This is a genomic window from Neptuniibacter pectenicola, from assembly GCF_001597735.1.
Taxonomy (GTDB): domain Bacteria; phylum Pseudomonadota; class Gammaproteobacteria; order Pseudomonadales; family Balneatricaceae; genus Neptuniibacter; species Neptuniibacter pectenicola.
This window is the reverse complement of sequence record NZ_LUTS01000005.1, coordinates 103,411-121,113: the sequence shown is the minus strand read 5'-3', so window position 1 is coordinate 121,113 and position 17,703 is coordinate 103,411. Positions and strand designations below refer to the sequence as shown.

Annotated in this window: 15 protein-coding genes and 2 tRNA genes; 13 read left to right on the top strand and 4 right to left on the bottom strand. The window is 46.0% G+C overall.

The genetic code is table 11. The features are described 5' to 3' along the window. Window positions 1–56 precede the first annotated feature (56 nt). From A3773_RS08375 to nhaA, 7 genes are all read left to right on the top strand, one after another. Window positions 57–2,228 carry an AsmA family protein gene (locus A3773_RS08375; protein ID WP_067984959.1) on the top strand — a complete coding sequence of 724 codons (2,172 nt, stop codon included), beginning with the start codon at window positions 57–59 and terminating at the stop codon, window positions 2,226–2,228. Window positions 2,229–2,233: 5 nt separating this feature from the next. After that, window positions 2,234–3,313: an A/G-specific adenine glycosylase gene (gene mutY / locus A3773_RS08370; RefSeq protein ID WP_067984957.1), complete on the top strand. Its 1,080-nt coding sequence runs from the start codon at window positions 2,234–2,236 to the stop codon at window positions 3,311–3,313. Then, window positions 3,310–3,582: an oxidative damage protection protein gene (locus A3773_RS08365; RefSeq protein ID WP_067984955.1), complete on the top strand. Its 273-nt coding sequence runs from the start codon at window positions 3,310–3,312 to the stop codon at window positions 3,580–3,582. Before mutY ends, A3773_RS08365 begins: the two co-directional genes overlap by 4 nt. A gap of 63 nt (window positions 3,583–3,645) precedes the next feature. After that, window positions 3,646–3,721, top strand: a tRNA-Phe gene (locus A3773_RS08360). Between the two features lie 61 nt (window positions 3,722–3,782). Further along, a tRNA-Phe gene (locus tag A3773_RS08355) sits at window positions 3,783–3,858 on the top strand. Window positions 3,859–4,313: 455 nt separating this feature from the next. After that, window positions 4,314–4,988 carry a glutathione S-transferase family protein gene (locus tag A3773_RS08350; protein WP_067984953.1) on the top strand — a complete coding sequence of 225 codons (675 nt, stop codon included), beginning with the start codon at window positions 4,314–4,316 and terminating at the stop codon, window positions 4,986–4,988. A 639-nt stretch (window positions 4,989–5,627) separates the two neighbouring features. Beyond that, entirely contained in the window at window positions 5,628–7,034 is a 1,407-nt protein-coding gene (nhaA, locus tag A3773_RS08345) for a Na+/H+ antiporter NhaA (protein WP_067984952.1), read from the top strand. A 193-nt stretch (window positions 7,035–7,227) separates the two neighbouring features. Here the strand turns inward: nhaA and A3773_RS08340 are convergent, their stop codons facing one another. The 3 genes from A3773_RS08340 to A3773_RS08330 form a co-directional block, all read right to left on the bottom strand. Continuing rightward, on the bottom strand, window positions 7,228–8,955 hold the full coding sequence (locus A3773_RS08340; RefSeq protein ID WP_082800581.1) for a sensor domain-containing diguanylate cyclase: 1,728 nt from the start codon (window positions 8,953–8,955) through the stop codon (window positions 7,228–7,230). Next, on the bottom strand, window positions 8,861–10,036 hold the full coding sequence (locus A3773_RS08335) for a CHASE domain-containing protein (RefSeq protein ID WP_067984948.1): 1,176 nt from the start codon (window positions 10,034–10,036) through the stop codon (window positions 8,861–8,863). Before A3773_RS08335 ends, A3773_RS08340 begins: the two co-directional genes overlap by 95 nt. A gap of 234 nt (window positions 10,037–10,270) precedes the next feature. Beyond that, window positions 10,271–10,753, bottom strand: a complete 483-nt coding sequence (locus tag A3773_RS08330; RefSeq protein WP_067984946.1) for a MarR family winged helix-turn-helix transcriptional regulator — start codon at window positions 10,751–10,753, stop codon at window positions 10,271–10,273. A 230-nt stretch (window positions 10,754–10,983) separates the two neighbouring features. Between A3773_RS08330 and ectA the strand changes: the two genes are divergently transcribed. From ectA to A3773_RS08300, 6 genes are all read left to right on the top strand, one after another. Beyond that, a complete protein-coding gene (gene ectA / locus A3773_RS08325; RefSeq protein WP_067984944.1) occupies window positions 10,984–11,484 on the top strand; it encodes a diaminobutyrate acetyltransferase in 501 nt (166 codons plus the stop codon). 51 nt (window positions 11,485–11,535) lie between these two features. Continuing rightward, window positions 11,536–12,846: a diaminobutyrate--2-oxoglutarate transaminase gene (gene ectB / locus A3773_RS08320; RefSeq protein WP_067984942.1), complete on the top strand. Its 1,311-nt coding sequence runs from the start codon at window positions 11,536–11,538 to the stop codon at window positions 12,844–12,846. 15 nt (window positions 12,847–12,861) lie between these two features. Then, the gene (locus A3773_RS08315) at window positions 12,862–13,254 is read left to right on the top strand and encodes an ectoine synthase (protein ID WP_067984940.1); all 393 of its coding nucleotides are present in this window, start codon (window positions 12,862–12,864) and stop codon (window positions 13,252–13,254) included. 339 nt (window positions 13,255–13,593) lie between these two features. Then, on the top strand, window positions 13,594–15,027 hold the full coding sequence (locus tag A3773_RS08310) for an aspartate kinase (RefSeq protein ID WP_067984938.1): 1,434 nt from the start codon (window positions 13,594–13,596) through the stop codon (window positions 15,025–15,027). Window positions 15,028–15,268: 241 nt separating this feature from the next. After that, complete coding sequence (locus A3773_RS08305; protein WP_156473477.1) at window positions 15,269–16,099, top strand: hypothetical protein; 831 nt, start codon at window positions 15,269–15,271, stop codon at window positions 16,097–16,099. Between the two features lie 10 nt (window positions 16,100–16,109). Further along, window positions 16,110–16,550, top strand: coding sequence for a hypothetical protein (locus A3773_RS08300; RefSeq protein ID WP_067984933.1), 441 nt, complete (start codon window positions 16,110–16,112; stop codon window positions 16,548–16,550). On the opposite strand, the gene A3773_RS08295 is transcribed toward A3773_RS08300, so the two are convergent. Continuing rightward, complete coding sequence (locus A3773_RS08295) at window positions 16,547–17,698, bottom strand: DUF3095 family protein (protein WP_067984930.1); 1,152 nt, start codon at window positions 17,696–17,698, stop codon at window positions 16,547–16,549. The genes A3773_RS08300 and A3773_RS08295 overlap by 4 nt on opposite strands. Window positions 17,699–17,703: the final 5 nt, after the last annotated feature.

The window sequence follows — 17,703 nt, the reverse complement described above, 5'->3', positions numbered from 1 at the left end:
AACTTCACTAATACTGTTTATCCTCACAGATCAAACCCCTTGCCAAGGAGAGAATAATGAAAGGTTTGCTAAAACTCGTCGCCGGATTAGGTGTACTGGTGATTGTTCTGATTGTAGCCGGTGGAGCTATTCTCGGTGCTTTTTTCGATCCAAATGAATATAAACCCGAGATTGAAAAAGTCGCCTTAGAAAAAGGTGGCATCGAACTAAAAATAAACGGCGATATCGGCTGGTCTGTCTTCCCTTGGCTTGGGTTAGAGGTCAATAAAATCGATGTTAAATTTCCGGGTAAAGGCGATCTTGCCAGCCTTAACAAAGCCCAACTTTCGGTTCGGATTCCCGCGCTCATCTCAGGTAATGTTGAGATGCAGAGCATTGTTGTCGATGGATTGCAGCTAAACCTTGTAAAAGAAAAAAATGGGGCGACCAACTGGGTCGCTGATGTTAAGAGCACAGCCTCTAATGACAGTGAGGAAAACACGCCCCCTGAAGCCGCGTCAGAAAACGCACCCTCACCGGCCATTGCGTTAAATATCGACAGCATCCAGATCAGCAACGGTAATATCAACTACCTCGATAAAAGCACAGATACCGAAGCACTGTTAAGTGACTTTAATATGAGTTCTGGCCAAGTGGTAACTAATGCTTTCTTCCCTGCGGAGCTAAGCTTTAATGCGACACAGCGCGTTAAAGGCGAAGAACAAATAAAAGCTACGGCAAACCTATCAGCAGAATTTTTCTTAGATCTTGATAACCAGTTGTACAAGATCAAAGATCTAGACAGCAAATTTAACCTTTCAGGCAAGCCATTAGCTGGTAAGAGTTTAGAGATCGCAACCAGCGCCAATATCGAAGCTAACTTAGCAAAACAGCAGCTAACCCTATCAGACCTAACGCTTTCTTTAGCAAACCTGAAAGCCACAGGTAACCTAGCGGTTAACAACTTCGTCGCACCGGTTATCAGCGGCAAACTATCCGTCGCCTCCTTTGACCTCAACACGCTACTTAGCGCGATAGGGCAAGCAGCGGTTAAAACAACCGATCCTGATGCACTTACCGCCATTAGCTTCAATACAGAACTTGCTGGCCCAGCCAATACGATTACAGCAAAAACGATTAGCTTAACGCTAGACGACACTACCTTTAAAGGCTCCGCGGCGTTTAACCTAGCCAACAGCAATATTAGCCTTAACCTACAGGGGGATAAGCTTGATGCTGATCGCTACATGCCGCCAGCGACAACTAACAAAGCAGCGGCTAGCTCAACACCAGCAAAAGGCAGCACACAAGCAAGCGCGGCCCCTTACTCAAAAGACGCCATTCTGCCGATTGATACCCTACGCGCACTTGCACTGGATTCAAACATCGGCTTAACCGCTCTGCATGTGGCCAACTTAGATGTCAGCGACATCGTTGTAAACGTAAGTGCCCATGGCGGTTTAATCAAAGCGAGTAAGATTGATGCAAACCTTTATAGCGGCAGCGTTAAAAACAACGTCACCGTTGATGTGCGCAACAAAACACCGATCATCACCTCACAAAAAACCATTTCGGGTATTCAAGTGGGTAACATGCTTAAAGCGATGGCCGATGTGGATCAACTTACGGGCGCTTTACACTCCCAATCTAATCTCACCCTGCGAGGCAACTCAGTACACGATTTTGTCAACAGTGTAACGGGTACCGCTAACGTCAAAATGACCGATGGTGAGCTACATGGCATCGATATGGCCCAAACCGTTTGCCAAGGTCTTAACAATATAAGCTCTCTCGGCGTGAACACTCAGGAAGTGGACAAATCCACACCGTTTGCCAATATGGGCGCTTCGGCTAACATCAAAAACGGTGTTGTCAGCAACCAAGACCTAAAGGCGGCACTGGATGCAATGAGCTTAAGCGGCAAAGGCACTGTGAATTTACCTAAGCAACTGCTCGATTACCGCTTAGGCTTTATGGTCGAAAAGAACTTGTTTAAAGAGACCTGTTCCTTCCCAGATAAGCTTGAAGGCGTTGAAATTCCTATCGACTGTAAAGGTAGCTTTAGCACCGATCCAGCGAAACTTTGCAAACCTGATTTCAGCTTTATTAGCGATGCGATGAAGAAACAGGTTAAAGAAAAAGTAGATGCTAAAAAAGCAGAAGTAAAAGAGAAGGTTGATGCCAAAAAGGATGAGGCCAAAGCGAAGCTTAAAGATAAGCTGGATAGCAAACTCAAAGGGCTTTTCTAAACACAATGCTCTCCGAAAACTTCTCAAGCGCCGTGTTGGGCTGGTTTGACCAGCACGGCCGCCATGATCTGCCATGGCAGCAACATAAAGATGCTTACCACACATGGCTCTCTGAGATCATGCTACAACAGACCCAAGTAACCACGGTTATCCCCTACTATCAGCGTTTTGTAGAACGCTTTCCCACCGTAGAATCCTTGGCTAAAGCGGATCAAGATGAGGTCCTCCATTTATGGACAGGGTTAGGCTATTACGCCCGTGCCCGCAACCTACATAAAACCGCTCAAGTGGTTACACAAGACTATAATGGGCAGTTTCCCGACACAGTAGAAGGGCTGGAAGCACTTCCCGGCATAGGTCGATCAACCGCCGGTGCCGTGCTATCCATTAGCACCGGAAAGTGGGCGCCAATCTTAGATGGTAATGTCAAACGCGTCTTAGCTCGCTTTTATGCGATAGAGGGCTGGCCTGGCACCACCGCAAACCAAAAAGCCCTTTGGAGCTATGCAGAGCAAAATACACCCCAGCAACGAGTGGGTGATTACACTCAAGCGATGATGGATTTAGGCGCAACCCTATGCACACGAAGCAAACCCCGTTGCCCTCAATGCCCACTACAAGCCCATTGCGCAGCCTTTACCTTAGGTAAAACCGACCAACTCCCCACGCCAAAACCCAAAAAGACCCTGCCCGTCAAACAAACCTACATGTTGATGTTACAACAGGACAATGAGGATGAGGTTCTACTCTACCAGCGTCCCTCAAGCGGCTTATGGGGCGGCTTATGGAGTTTCCCACAGGTTGCAGACCTTAGAGATACCCACGGAGAAACAGGGTTAGAGGTTGATGAATCGTCGATTCAAACCTTAGAACCGATCCGACACACCTTCAGCCATTTCCATTTAGATATCACCCCTGTTAGAGCGCAGATAAATACCCCTACAGACTGTGTCATGGAAGGAAAACCCATGCTCTGGTATAACATACAGCAACCAGACAATGTTGGCTTAGCTGCACCGGTTAAAAAACTACTGGAATCACTCGCCAACTCACCCAGAATTGAACGCTTTCGGAGTCACAAATGAGCCGTACTGTTTTATGTCGAAAATACAAAGAGGAACTTGAGGGGCTAGATCGTCCTCCTTATCCAGGTCCTAAAGGCCAAGATATTTATGACAACGTATCCAAAAAAGCATGGAAAGAGTGGACCGATCACCAAACCATGATTATCAATGAAAAACATTTGAGCCTGATGGACCCCTCAACCCGTGAATATCTACAATCCGAGATGGAAAAATTCATGACGGGCGACGACTATGAGAAGGCCGAAGGTTACGTCCCCCCTTCGAAATAGTTTTTTTGTAACAAGTGGTTGACAGTTTTACGTGAAGACGGTTTAATACGCGCCACTTGAGTAGCCCAGATAGCTCAGTCGGTAGAGCAGAGGATTGAAAATCCTCGTGTCGGCGGTTCGATTCCGTCTCTGGGCACCACTTACATCGAAGGCTTGCGTATCAAATAGCAGGCCTTTTTTGTTTTTGTCTTGCTCACATTGCCCAGATAGCTCAGTCGGTAGAGCAGAGGATTGAAAATCCTCGTGTCGGCGGTTCGATTCCGTCTCTGGGCACCACTTCTTAAAATATCCTCCCCGTTATCGCACGCCATTATTTATTGACCCTGACTGCTTCCCGCTCTTTTCACGTCATAACGGACTAAACGTTATTGTTCATACAGCTCTACACCCGAGTTAGCACGCCTATACCCTACACGATGACCATAGATTATCGATGCTTGAATACTATGCATCGATCTAGCATCTAAGCCCTTCCCCTAAAACAGAAAAACAGCTTCGCGCGTAGCGCCTTGACGGCCCTATTCCATCTTTAATTAAACGATTCATCACTTTTATCTTGAACAAGCATTCAAGTAAGATTAGGCTAATATTATGAACAAGCGTTCAAAAAGGGAAGGACGGTGCGATTAACGACAGTGTGACCTGCTCGACCAATAGTTAGCGCCACTTAGCTCGGGCATGGTCAAACCCTAAAACGCACCCTTTAACCGGTAACTATAAAGGACAGACTCATGTTGATATTTTATTTTCACCCGACACCAAACCCAATGAAAGTCGCACTATTACTTGCTGAATCAGGTTTAGAATATCAACTGGTAGCGGTGGACACCCTCAAAGGTGAGCAGCATTCGCCAGCGTTTAAAGCGATCAACCCCAACGGTAAGCTACCTGCTATTAATGATGACGGCACTATCGTTTTTGATTCCAATGCAATCCTTCTCTATTTAGCCGAAAAAACAAACACGTTTTTAGGCAAGCCGAAAGATAAAGGCCAACTATTATCTTGGCTAATGTTTATCGCCTCAGGCCTAGGGCCTTACTCTGGACAAGCTGTACATTTTCAAAAAGCGGCGCCCGAAGAGATACCTTATGCGATCAACCGTTACCGCCATGAAGCAGAGCGCCACTATCAGGTACTCGACAAGCAACTGGAAAACTCAGAGTTTATCGTGGGAGATAGCTACACCATCGTTGATATAGCCGCATGGGGCTGGATCGATAAATACGTGCCTGTACTCGGTGACAGCGCGTTAGAAAAATACCCTAACCTTAACCGCTGGTACCATGAGATTAACAAGCGCCCCGCGGTTGCCCAAGCCAGAGCAATCAATAAAGATATTGCGTTTAAATCCGAGATGGATGAGATAGCACTCAAGGCGCTTTATCCACAAAATTACCATGCCTAAATAATCAGTTAGCTCGGCACTGAAAGGACCGCTTCCATCCTCTTTCAGTGCCTTCATATGCTCAATGTAAATTCGTCAGACGCTCTCATCCCCGTGCCGGTGATGGCTAGCGCGCTTCGATAGCACCGCGCTTAGACGATATCTCGCCTTACCAACCTCCCCTAGACACTCCTTAAAACCTAACACGCCAGCATTGTCTCTTATGCCTCATCTACACCCCTTCACGTGCCACAGACAAAAACATCTATTATGCGAGAAAACAAGTCGAGATTAATGGCAAAATGTGGCAAAAAATAATGCTGTTAAGTATTTATGCGCTTCACTATAAAGTATTGATCTACCTTCGCTATCAGCTGACTAACTCTCTATTTTTGAAGAAGAACCGTCAAAATTAGTCTAAACTGATTCGAAGGGATCGCTAAACCTTTAAGGCGTTTAAGCCATATGACTTAGTTTTATGTTTTCCATACATATTTATCTGAAAACACAGTAATTTAAACCAGTGTTCAATGCGTATATCTGTGGTCATGGGCCGTAATTACAGTATGATTAATGCGATACGACTTGAGTATTAACCTTATCAGCGAGCGATAACGCTGAAAGGATTAATATCAACATGGATAAACACGGGAGAGAGAGATGAAGAAAAAGCGTCGGTTATTGGGAAAAGAGTACGTCGCACCTTGGGAGCGCGCATTTGATAAGGTTCTATCCCCATTAGAAGAGTTTATCCATCGGCAGACAACCAGTGGTGTGTTATTGATGCTCTGCGCCGTTATTGCGTTGATTCTTGCCAATAGCCATTTTGCTGAAACTTATCATCACTTATTCCAAACCTACCTAACCATTGGGTTAGAAAACTTCCAACTCTCTAAATCGCTTCACCACTGGATCAATGATGGTTTAATGGCCATCTTCTTCCTTGTCGTCGGCTTAGAATTAAAACGGGAACTACTGGTCGGTGAGCTGGCCAACGTAAAACAAGCATTACTCCCTATTATTGCTGCCGTGGGCGGCATGCTGGTTCCCGCACTCATCTATGTAGCGATCAACCCAACAGGCCATACAAGCGACGGCTGGGGTATTCCGATGGCGACTGATATCGCGTTTGCCTTAGGTGCATTAGCGTTATTAGGTAAACGCGTACCACAAAGCTTACTTATGTTTCTGGTCGCCTTAGCGATTGTCGATGACCTCGGTGCGGTTATCGTCATTGCTATCTTTTATACAGAAGCATTGAATATGACGGCATTAGCACTCGTCGCCTTCTTTATATTCGCGCTGGTCTCCCTGAACCTAGCAGGGGTACGCCGACTCTCGCCCTACCTGCTGATAGGCACGTTCCTCTGGATCGCTATGCTTAAAAGCGGCATTCACGCGACGCTGGCGGGTGTTATTCTCGCGTTCACCATTCCAATGAAACCTAAATACGACCCCAAACGCTTTTTATCTTTAATTATTGAGAGCGTCCAAAACATCAAAGATACCTATAAAAAAGATGAAAATATCATCGTCAACGATGCACTTCGCTCTCGGGTACGTGCGTTAGGTAATGGTGTAAATCTTGTTCAAGCGCCAGCCCAAATATTGGAGAGTAAACTCCATCTACCGTCCGCTTATATCGTCATTCCTATCTTCGCCTTAGCGAATGCGGGCGTGCCCATCGATTGGTCAAATATTGGCGGCATTGTTGTTCACCCTGTGGCCATGGGGATTGGTTTAGGTTTAGTGGTAGGTAAGCTGATTGGTATTGCCGGCTTTACCTGGGTGGCAGTCAAAGCGGGCGTCTGTGACCTTCCTAAAGGGCTCAACATGAACCACATTATTGGTGTGGCGTTTATGGGCGGGATTGGTTTTACCATGTCCATCTTTATTGCTGAATTAGGCTTTGCCCTACATCCAGCGGACTTGTTAATGGCGAAAACAGGTATCCTATTTGCGTCTCTAACGGCAGGTATAACCGGCTTCATCTGGTTATATATGACCACGAAGAAAACAAAACCGGTTGAAGAACCGTTGATGCAAGCCCCAAGCGAGCAGTCTTAACTACGTCACACAGCCCGGATGGCAACAACATGACACCTGGGCTACTCTCCTCTGACATAAAGCTATCAAACAGGGTAAACCCAACGAAAACGTAGGAGATACAGAAGATAGAGCGGCGAGAATACTTAGCCCTATACTGGCTACACCTCGCTTAACGATACCGCCGCCCCTTCAAGGCAGGGTAAAAAGATCATCAAACCGATAGTACTTTATAATTATTTTTGCCGGCGCTCTTCGCCGCATAAAGGGCTTTATCCGTCGCTTTAACGAGCGCTTCTTCACTCGCTGTGAAACTCGTGTACATGCCCACCCCGATACTCACCCCAATTTTAAGTTGATGACCCTCAATCACACGCAGGGCGTCATTCTGCTGCAAAAGTCTTTCAGCTAAAAGCTCAGCACCCTTGGCTTGCTCTAAGGATGTCATTATTACAATAAACTCATCTCCGCCTATACGCGCAATAACGTCAGCATCACGGCAAGTATGACGTAACAGGTCAGCAAAATCTTTTAGCACTAAGTCACCAACCGGATGACCATAGCCGTCATTAATTTCCTTAAATCCATCAAGATCTAACATCAATAAAGCAAACGGCACTTTGTTTCTTTTAGCGATATTGATGGTTTCGCTCAGTCGACGGCTATAGTACGCACGGTTAACTAAGCCTGTAAGCACGTCAGTCATAGCTAAACGCCTGACCTCCTCATCACGGTGCTTCCGGTCAGTAATGTCGGTTTGAGTCCCTGACATTCGCTTAGGCTTTCCGTCTGCCGTCCACTCAATCACCTTACCGCGCGTCAGCACCCACACCCAATGCCCTTGCTGATGACGCATCCGGTATTCACACTCATAATGGTCTTTAATGTGGCTAAAGGCTTCCTCCAACAGGTGCTCAAACAGTGGTTGATCCTCCTGATGAATCAGCATCTTCCATGTTAGGCGGCTCAACGGTAGTAGGTCGTTAAGCTCATAGCCTAAAATATCAGCCCATCGCTCATTAATAATGATGCTATTGCCGATAATGTCCCACTCCCACGTCCCCACATTGGTGGCCCAAATAATCTCCTCTAGCCGCTGCCTCTCGACTTCCAAGGCTTTTTCAGCATTTTTTCTACGTGTAATATCCTGAATAATGCCAAACATACTGACAGGGCGATTTTGCGCATCAAAGGTAACAAAACCTTCCTCATAAACAGTTTTTTCTGAATGATTATCCAGCACCAGTCGGTGCTCTACGGCGAAAGGCTCGTTTCTATACAATACGCCATCAACCGCACGAGAAACGAAATCTCTATCATCAGGGTGAATCGCAGCCAACAATGAATCAATCGACGGTATAAAATGCGTTGAGTCCTGCTCTAAAATATGAAAAACCTCTTCCGACCACCAGAGTTTTTCGTGGTTAATATCCCACTCCCAATGGCCAATAGACCCCATCGTTTGAGCACGATTAAACAACACATTCAGGTTAGACAGTTCACCCGTCCTTGCAATAACCTGCTGCTCTGTTTCATAAGATTGCCCATACACTATGATAATGAACCAGTTGAACAGCGCAGATATGATCAAGCCAAACACAATAAGAATATGCACACTCCATGACTCTGATATAAACGGGCTCGTTGAGTTTTGCACTAACGCCCACTGATCAACCCCCACATCTATCATGTTATTCCGCTGTAGTGGGTAGACCGACTCTAACAACAGCGCATCCGGTTTAATCGTTGCCAGCTCCTCAGGATCGATACCTAAAGCGAAGAGCACCTGCTTATCACTGTCCGCAGCGGGGTCAAATAAAACCAGCCCCGTACCGAGCAACAGGTCATTAGATAACGCCCGCTTGGTTCGCCTTTTCTTGCAGCAACCGAATAGGGCGAGTAGCCACTTCCGAACGTAAACTATAAGCCCTATCAAGCGCATGCTTACGAGCGGCCTGGGAATAAACGTCATAGCCCAAGGCTTGGCGGTTACTCTGCAACGGCTCAATAAACGTCACAACAACATGCTTAGTTCTCGGCTCGACATCCACCAACTCACCTGCGCGATTACGCTGGGTTACTCGGTATGCGATCCCCTCCTCTTGATACAAATGGGACATCGTCTGTGAGAAATCGCTCAACTGCTCACCCCCGACCACCGCATTCCAAGACAACCCCTGCAGCCCCGCCTCTCGCTCTAAAATAGGTTTGGTATATTGCTGAAACCGTCGCGGAGTTAACCCCGGATGGCTGACAACAAAACCACGCAAGCTATATAGAATATCGATCGCTGCATCGACCTCTGCCTGCATCGATTGCGACAACAGATCAGCGTTTCTGTTGAACTGCTCTACTTGTTTTTTCTGTTCAAAACTCGCGATAGCAACGGAGAACAACACAACCACCGTTGTGATCATTAAGAGCAAGAAAAACAGAAGCTGTCGGCGGGGCAACTTTGCCCGAGACAGATGCGGAAAGAGTATCAATAGCCAAGGAAACGTAAAAACGACACCTAACGAATCACCCATCCACCAATGGAACCAATTAACCAACAAATGATGCTCATCAAGTGCGCCGAAAAAGAACAAAACAAAACAACTTAAGGTTGCATTGATAAACGAACTCACAGGGCCGCCTAACAACGCGAAATGGAGGACTTTTTGGGGGCTATGGAAGGCAAAAGGGAAACCAACAAACCGGTTAACCAATGCGGCACCAACAAAGGCCTGTAGCACGGCACTTGCCGCAATTAAACAGGGAAGAAATAAATGGATCTCGCTCTGGCTCGCATAGGCAATATAAACATTGATCGAAAAAGAGCCGATATATATGCCGGGAAGCGCTTTCCTACCCCAAATCAGACAACTGCCTAGCGCTAAACCTGACGCGGGCCAAAAAAGAGTGGCATAGCCCGGTGGAATCGCGATTAATTGACCTAACAGTCCCGTCAAGAAATAACCCATCGCTACAAATAGGGACACTTGAGCCAGGCTAAAACGCCGTTCTAACATCGTTTCGTTCATTCACGCATCTCTATAACCACAAAGTAAACAGGTCCCCTTTACAGTGTAGAATAGATCAAGAGAAAGGCCGCTTAATTAAACAGCCAAACGATAAAGTAGATAGCGCACAACCACCATACAGATAAAGATTAAACGAGACTAAAGAGAGGAAGAGAGAAGTGGAAGGAGAGGAACCCAACGATGCACTTACCGTTGATACAGGATCAGCCCCCCCCCTTATTAATACCTAAAAGCCTAGTTCATACCTGTTCTATCCAACTGCCCTATACCTAGTACAGGCGCAGCATCCAAGTGCTGAGCATCAAGCATAAACGCAACACGCTCTAACGCAGCTACGACCATAGACTGCTCCCAGTTCTGCATATCATCAAAACGGCGCGAGAAAATATCTTGCTGAGTCGTCGGCGCACCTTTCATTAAGTCCAAACCCTGCTCAGTCAAATTAATCCAAACTTTACGTTTATCCTCAACACCCCGCTCACGGGACACAAGCACCTTTTTCTCTAAACGATCCAAAATACTGGTAACCGTTGCTTGTGTTAACGAGATCTCTTTAGCCAATTCACCCGTCGTAATGGGTGACATTTGACGCAAGGTTTGCATAACCATTAATTGCGGGAGCGTTAGCCCTGTACTACGGCTAATCTCTTTTTCCTGCATATCGGTCACTCTAATAATTTGGCGCAGCAAAACCAGCGCCTCCTGACTCTTTCCCATCGACCAAAAACACCTATTAAATTTTATAAAAATAGTACTATTAAACGCATAAAAAAACTATATACACCGCACATTTACTTAGCAAAACTAAACATATAGAACTGAAACTTTCATAAAAAAATCAGCTAAAATCAGCTAAAATCAAACATAACATTAGCTTCCCCTTGAAAAAATACCCAAAAATGTATAGTATTACTAAACATTAGTAAGGCTAACAATATTTAGACATTATGGATATTACATACAGACAACCACGAATCACTGATGGACAGGATGTACATCAGCTCATAAAAAACTGCCCTCCTTTAGATCAAAACTCACTTTACTGCAATTTGATCCAATGTAGAGATTTTGCGAATACATCAATTATTGCTGAAACATCTGACAACAAAGTTGTCGGGTTTATTTCTGGGTACATCCCGCAAAACCGCCCAGAAACGTTATTCATCTGGCAGGTCGCATTAAACGCACAATTTAGAGGCCGAGGCATAGCACAACAGATGCTAAGTAGGCTCTTTAGTCGCGACCCACGTATTCGCTTTTTAGAGACCACAATCTCACCGAGCAACTCTGCGTCTAAACAGCTATTTGAACGCTTCTTTAATGACCATCTAATGAACGTTGACAGTAAGACGTTATTCGCACGCGGCGTACATTTAGATGATGACCATGAAGATGAAGTGCTTTATGTAGCAGGCCCCGCTAAATCATTTGATCCTCTTCCCGCCTAGAAAGACCGCGCGGTAGAGTTTGATAAAAAAGTTAATTAAGGGATTTATAGTATGAAAATTTTCGATGAGATCGAATCAGAAGTTCAATCGTATGCACGCTCATTTCCGCGTGTTTTCAACCGCGCTAAAGGCGAGTACCTCTATTCCGAAGACGGCACTGAGTATCTAGATTTTTTAGCCGGTGCAGGTACGTTGAATTACGGACATAACAACGATGTATTTAAAGAAAAGCTTCTTGAATACATTGCAAGCGACGGCATTACACACGGCTTAGACCTACACACAAAAGCTAAAGGTGAGTTTCTAGAAACCTTTAACGAAAAAATCCTAAAACCTAGGGATTTAGATTACGTTGTCCAGTTCACAGGGCCGACAGGCACCAATGCGGTAGAAGCCGCATTAAAGCTAGCCCGAAACATTACCGGTAGAGAAAACATTATTGCCTTTACCAATGGTTTCCATGGTGTGAGCTTAGGCGCACTTGCTGCGACAGGTAACTCCCATCACCGTGGTGCTGCAGGTGTCAGCCTAAATGGTGTCAGCCGTGTCCCTTATGATGGTTACCTTGGTGACAACATTGACACAACCGCTTACCTAGAAAAACTATTAACTGACTCAAGCAGCGGTATTGATACACCGGCCGCCGTTATTGTAGAAACCGTTCAAGGCGAAGGCGGCATCAACGCAGCCAGCCTCGATTGGCTACGCAATCTATCCGCGGTGTGTAAAAAACACGAGATACTCCTAATTATTGATGACATTCAAGCTGGGTGCGGACGTACAGGTAGCTATTTCAGCTTTGAAGAAGCAGGCATTAAACCTGACATTGTGACCTTATCCAAATCACTTAGCGGCTACGGTTTACCTTTTGCTGTCGTGTTGATTCGTCCTGAAATTGACCTGTGGAAGCCGGGCGAGCACAACGGTACATTCCGTGGTAATAACTTTGCATTTGTCACCGCTAAAGCAGCCATCGATCATTACTGGTCAGACAACACATTTGCCGACAGCGTTAAGCGTAAAGGCAGCTATATTTCACAGCGCCTAAACAGCATTGTGGCCGAATATGGTGAAGGTAACTTCAGCACCCGTGGTCGCGGCATGTTCCAAGGGATCAACTGCGTCAACGGCGAACTCGCTAGCAAAATCACACGTATCGCCTTCCAGCAAGGCGTCATGATTGAAACCAGCGGTGCGGATGACCAGGTTATTAAGTTCCTTTGCCCATTGACCATCTCTGACGAAAACCTCAAACGAGGTATAGATATTGTCGAGAATGCAGTCAAAGCTGTATGTGCTATTGAATCCGAAATGCCAGAAGACAACTGCTACTTTGATGACGTTTATCACGAAGCCAGCTAATTTAGGAGACCAGGAATGATCGTTAGAACACTGAAAGAAGCAGAACAAAGCTCACGACGCGTTGTGTCTCCAGACAAACACTGGGAAAGCACGCGCTTATTGCTTAAAGAAGACAATATGGGATTTTCCTTCCATATCACCACCATCTACGCGGGTACAGAGACTCACATTTGGTATCAAAACCATCTGGAATCAGTCTATTGCATCAGCGGCGAAGGTGAAGTGGAAACACTAGAAGACGCAGCGATCCACTCAATTAAGCCCGGCACTATTTACGTGCTAGACAAAAATGATGAGCACATGCTGCGCGCACATACAGAACTTAAACTCGCATGTGTATTTAATCCGCCACTAACAGGACAGGAAGTCCACGATGAGAACGGCGTTTACCCACTAGACGACAAATAAGCTAGCAAGGTAAAACCGGATCACAGACCTCAGATAACAAGGCAATAGCGCCCATCGAAACGCTAACGCTTTGCATAGCGACGTGGTTTATCAGTGCATTCTCTTCAAAAGATGATCCCCTTTTGAAGAGAAAAGCACCCGGGAACGCCAACCGTTTTGACACTTAAAAAGCACAGATTTCCACCAAGCACCAACGGGACTGCAATAGGGCCAGGGCCATAGCGCAATGCAACCTTTGGCCTTGCTATGGGCAAACCCCACATCTCATATATTTGCCCACAGTCATTGATCAGACCCGCTAGCAAGAGAGAGAAGGACAAACACCTTAGGGGAAACATAATGACACATACAGTTGAGAAAATTGGCGGCACATCAATGAGCCGCTTTACAGAAGTATTAAATAATATTTTGTTACGCAAAAAAAATGGCAGCCTATTTAACCGCATCTTTGTTGTCTCTGCTTATAGCGGTGTCACCGACCTGTTGCTCGAGCACAAAAAAACAGGCGATGCTGGCGTATATAGCTGCTTTGCTGAAGCCGAAAAAGAAGACGCATGGGTCGACCAGCTGGAAAAAGTAAAAGCCAAGCTGCTCGCGATCAATGAGCGTATGTTTACCGGACAAGACCTCAGCAGCGCTAACACCTTTATTTCTGGGCGCATTGCCGATACTGAACGCTGTATGCAGAACCTACACAACTTATGTTCCTATGGTCACTTTCAGTTAGAAGAGCACCTTTCGACTATACGCGAGATGCTTGCCTCTATCGGCGAAGCGCACAGTGCTTACAATACGGTCAAGCTGCTCCACCAAAATGGACTTCCGGCCCGCTTTGTCGATCTAACCGGCTGGAAACAAGAGCAGTCGCTCCCGGTTGATCAGATGATCGAGCAGCACTTTAAACCGTTAGATCCCAGCAAAGAACTGTTAATTGTCACCGGCTATACCCACTGTGAAGAACAGCTCATGCGTACATTTGATCGCGGCTACAGTGAGATGACCTTTGCCAAGATCGCCGCCCTAACCAACGCAAGAGAAGCGGTGATCCATAAAGAGTTTCACTTAAGCAGTGCCGACCCCAAATTAGTAGGCGAAGATAATGTGGTCACTATTGGCATGACCAATTTTGACGTTGCTGATCAACTGTCAAACTTAGGGATGGAAGCGATCCACCCGCGAGCAGCACGTGAGATTCGCAAATCAGGCATTCCAATCCGGATTAAAAACACGTTTGAACCGGAACATTTAGGCACCGTTATTGATAACAACTACTGTAATCCACGCCCCTGTGTCGAGATTATTACAGGGCGTAAAGACGCAGTCGGCATCGAAATATTTGACCAAGAGATGCTAGGCAGTCCGGATCACGACATCTTCATCTCACGGTTGATGAAAGAGTTAAAAATATCAATTGTGAACAAAGAAGCGGATGCCAATAGCATCACCTTCTATGCCGTCAGTACCCGTAAAAAGATTAACCGCGTCATGCATTTAATCGAAAAACAATATCCGTCCGCCGAAGTTAGCATGCACAACATCGCGATTATCTCTGCCGTCGGCTCTGATATTAAAGTGAAAGGGATTTTAGCAAAAACCATTTCAGCCCTTTCTAATGCTGACATTAACATTCTTGCGCTTCACCAATCGGTACGTCAGGTTGAGATGCAATGTATTGTTGAGCAAAGCGATTACGAAAAAGGAATCAAAGCGCTCCACCTTGCACTGATTGAAGAAGAAAATCATGGCGATGTGATTCGTAAAATAGCGGTTTAAACGCTAAAGCGCTGATCAATCGTAGTACTATGTACACGTGCGCCAATGGCGCACTCGAAGAAGCAGGTCTAAGCTGCATCCATACAACTCAATTTACACATGCAAAACCCAATACATTTTCTACAACGGATAGAAAATGCTACAGGGAGGCATACGACGTTCAACAATCAGGGTTTATACCATCGTGTTAAGAAATGCAGCGCTACTTTTTATATCATTCATACTGTTAAGCGTAACCACTGTGCAAGCGGAAACGGCCTCTGACACAAGCGCCGAAGAGAAGGTCAGTGCGCTTGATAAGCCCCTGTATAACCCGTTTATTGAACGTTACATTATTGATGAGCTCAAACAACTCCGGATTGAGCAGCAAAACCTCCGCGTTGAATACACCAAAGAGATAACAGATAGGCAGCTCCACGTTGCAGAGATTGCAGCCACGTATGCAACCGATACAGTAACCTATTTCTTTTATCTAATCGCCGCGACCAGCTCAGCTCTACTTCTGGTTGGCTGGACCTCCCTACGGGATATACGAAGCAATATTCAGGGCCATGCTGAAACTAAAATCAGCCAATTAATCATCGATTATGAGTCACGCCTCAATGAGCTTGAAAGGGGCTTGATCTCTAAATCGGCAGTGATCAAGAAGAACCAACAAGAGATCGAAACCACCAACGAAGTGCAGGCGTTCTGGCTTAAGGCCGGACAAGAATCGTCATGGGAACAAAAAATAAAGCTATACGACCAGATTCTAGAATTACGGCCTGATAGCGCAGAAGCCCTTACCTATAAAGCCGATGCTGCACTGGAACTGGATAATCCACAGTGGGCCATCGCCCTCTGTAACAAAGCGTTAGAAATAGAAGCGGATAATGGCCACGCGTTCTTCCAATTAGCCTGTGCATTTTCTGATCTACAAGCCGACCACATCGCGTATGAATACCTGTTAAGGGCAATCGACGTTTCAGAAGAGTACCGTCGTCAAGCCAAAGAAGAAGAGCGGTTTGAAAAGAACCCAGAGATTATGCAGCTGGTTATGCAACTTAAAGCCAGCACATCAACTACCGAATAACAGGGCCGTTATGAAATTTGTTACCACAGACAGCAAAGTAAAGTGTATCCGTGAGAATGCGGGACAAGAACTGCATATCGCCGAGTTTGATATTGATGTAAATCAGGTCGCGCCCCACGTTGCCGCCGTTTTATCATCCGCTGAAATCAACGAGCTTGAAGAGTGGTTAGCCGCTAGAGACACACTGCAAACCCATTTAGCGACAAGACCCAATGAGAAAAACATTATCGGCATACTACCAGAGCTTATGTATCAAGCCACACAGGCCGTAAATGAGCTTGGCTATATTGACCAACAGGTTAGAAAGGACCTGCTCAAACGCGCCTCCGAGCTTACCGCGGTATTAAATGGTATCCGTGTCGTAGATGAGAAGCGTCCTGCCCAAATAAATCGTGTTGGCAAAACAGAAACGCTAAAAGAGAAACTCGATATGTTGAAGAAACAGCTCTAAGCCTGATCGACCGCTAACAGCTGTTTTTTTAATCCCTGAGCCGCCATCGCATACCCACCATCTGAGCCATCAATAAAGTGTAAGTGCTCACCATCCGCTAAGCTCTCAACATGACAGGTCATTTGCGCAGCATCCGAGGCACTGATACCAAACACTAACTGTCCCTGCTCATGGTGCTGCTCAAGATAGTTGGCCAGCGCTTTATGCTCCTGATCGGAACAGTTAATCACCATTCTTAACGTGTCATCATATTTGTGGAAGTCACAATGGGTGGGGATAGTTTCCATGTAGTTTTTTAGGCGTGAAAAATATTTATAACATCCAAACCTAAACAAAGGCACCGTGATCACCACCTCAAACAGCGCCATTAAAAACACCTTACTAACCCCAACATCCGAAATGCTCAGTTGGCGCTTAAGGTTTTTAAAAAACGGCTCATAGCGCGCCTGTTGCATATTGATAGGATTCAAATTCGATAAGGGCTGCCCCAAAATGCGCTCAAACTCAGTAATTACCTGCTTAACCGTTTTCTCATCATCCAAGGCCAACGGCTGAACTAAAACCGATAAGGTGACCCCTGTTGAAGAGGGGACCGGCTTCCAACGACAGGATAACCCCGCAAAAACATCCTCCTTCGAGAACACACACGTTGCCGCGACTCGATAGTGATCGGAGGCTTTTACTAATGACTCAGCCAAGCTGACCCCACCGCCTTTGAACATCGCTTGAGGCGGGCTCTCACCCGATAAGTATTTAGCCATTTTCACATCACGTCCCATCGCGCGAATAGTACGCACAGGCACCAGACCAGTGTGGAGCTCTAAATCAAACACCTCTTTTGCATGGCAGCTTAACGATTGCAGCACCTTTGTCGCCGCGTCAGACATGCTCTCTTTGATCAGCAGCACCGCCCCATCACCGCCAAACATAAACGGAAGATCACGGCTAATAAGGTTCAAATGGGAGGTGATCGCTGCCGCCCCCATAAAGTTAATATCGCGGTAACGCCCCGCTTTAATCGCTTCTGTCGATCCACGCACATCAACAACTGAGATCAACCAATCATCCGGTACGGGTTTATAATGGTGGTCATCAACAATCTCAGCGGTATTACTAAAACCATCTAATGCTTGGTAAAAACTATCCATACACT

Bases quoted from the DNA above. Each gene is read 5' to 3' on its own strand.
- A3773_RS08375 (WP_067984959.1), top strand. From the start codon at position 57: ATGAAAGGTTTGCTAAAACTCGTCGCCGGATTAGGTGTACTGGTGATT.
- mutY (WP_067984957.1), top strand. From the start codon at position 2,234: ATGCTCTCCGAAAACTTCTCAAGCGCCGTGTTGGGCTGGTTTGACCAG.
- A3773_RS08365 (WP_067984955.1), top strand. From the start codon at position 3,310: ATGAGCCGTACTGTTTTATGTCGAAAATACAAAGAGGAACTTGAGGGG.
- A3773_RS08350 (WP_067984953.1), top strand. From the start codon at position 4,314: ATGTTGATATTTTATTTTCACCCGACACCAAACCCAATGAAAGTCGCA.
- nhaA (WP_067984952.1), top strand. From the start codon at position 5,628: ATGAAGAAAAAGCGTCGGTTATTGGGAAAAGAGTACGTCGCACCTTGG.
- A3773_RS08340 (WP_082800581.1), bottom strand. From the start codon at position 8,955: ATGCGCTTGATAGGGCTTATAGTTTACGTTCGGAAGTGGCTACTCGCC.
- A3773_RS08335 (WP_067984948.1), bottom strand. From the start codon at position 10,036: ATGAACGAAACGATGTTAGAACGGCGTTTTAGCCTGGCTCAAGTGTCC.
- A3773_RS08330 (WP_067984946.1), bottom strand. From the start codon at position 10,753: ATGGGAAAGAGTCAGGAGGCGCTGGTTTTGCTGCGCCAAATTATTAGA.
- ectA (WP_067984944.1), top strand. From the start codon at position 10,984: ATGGATATTACATACAGACAACCACGAATCACTGATGGACAGGATGTA.
- ectB (WP_067984942.1), top strand. From the start codon at position 11,536: ATGAAAATTTTCGATGAGATCGAATCAGAAGTTCAATCGTATGCACGC.
- A3773_RS08315 (WP_067984940.1), top strand. From the start codon at position 12,862: ATGATCGTTAGAACACTGAAAGAAGCAGAACAAAGCTCACGACGCGTT.
- A3773_RS08310 (WP_067984938.1), top strand. From the start codon at position 13,594: ATGACACATACAGTTGAGAAAATTGGCGGCACATCAATGAGCCGCTTT.
- A3773_RS08300 (WP_067984933.1), top strand. From the start codon at position 16,110: ATGAAATTTGTTACCACAGACAGCAAAGTAAAGTGTATCCGTGAGAAT.
- A3773_RS08295 (WP_067984930.1), bottom strand. From the start codon at position 17,698: ATGGATAGTTTTTACCAAGCATTAGATGGTTTTAGTAATACCGCTGAG.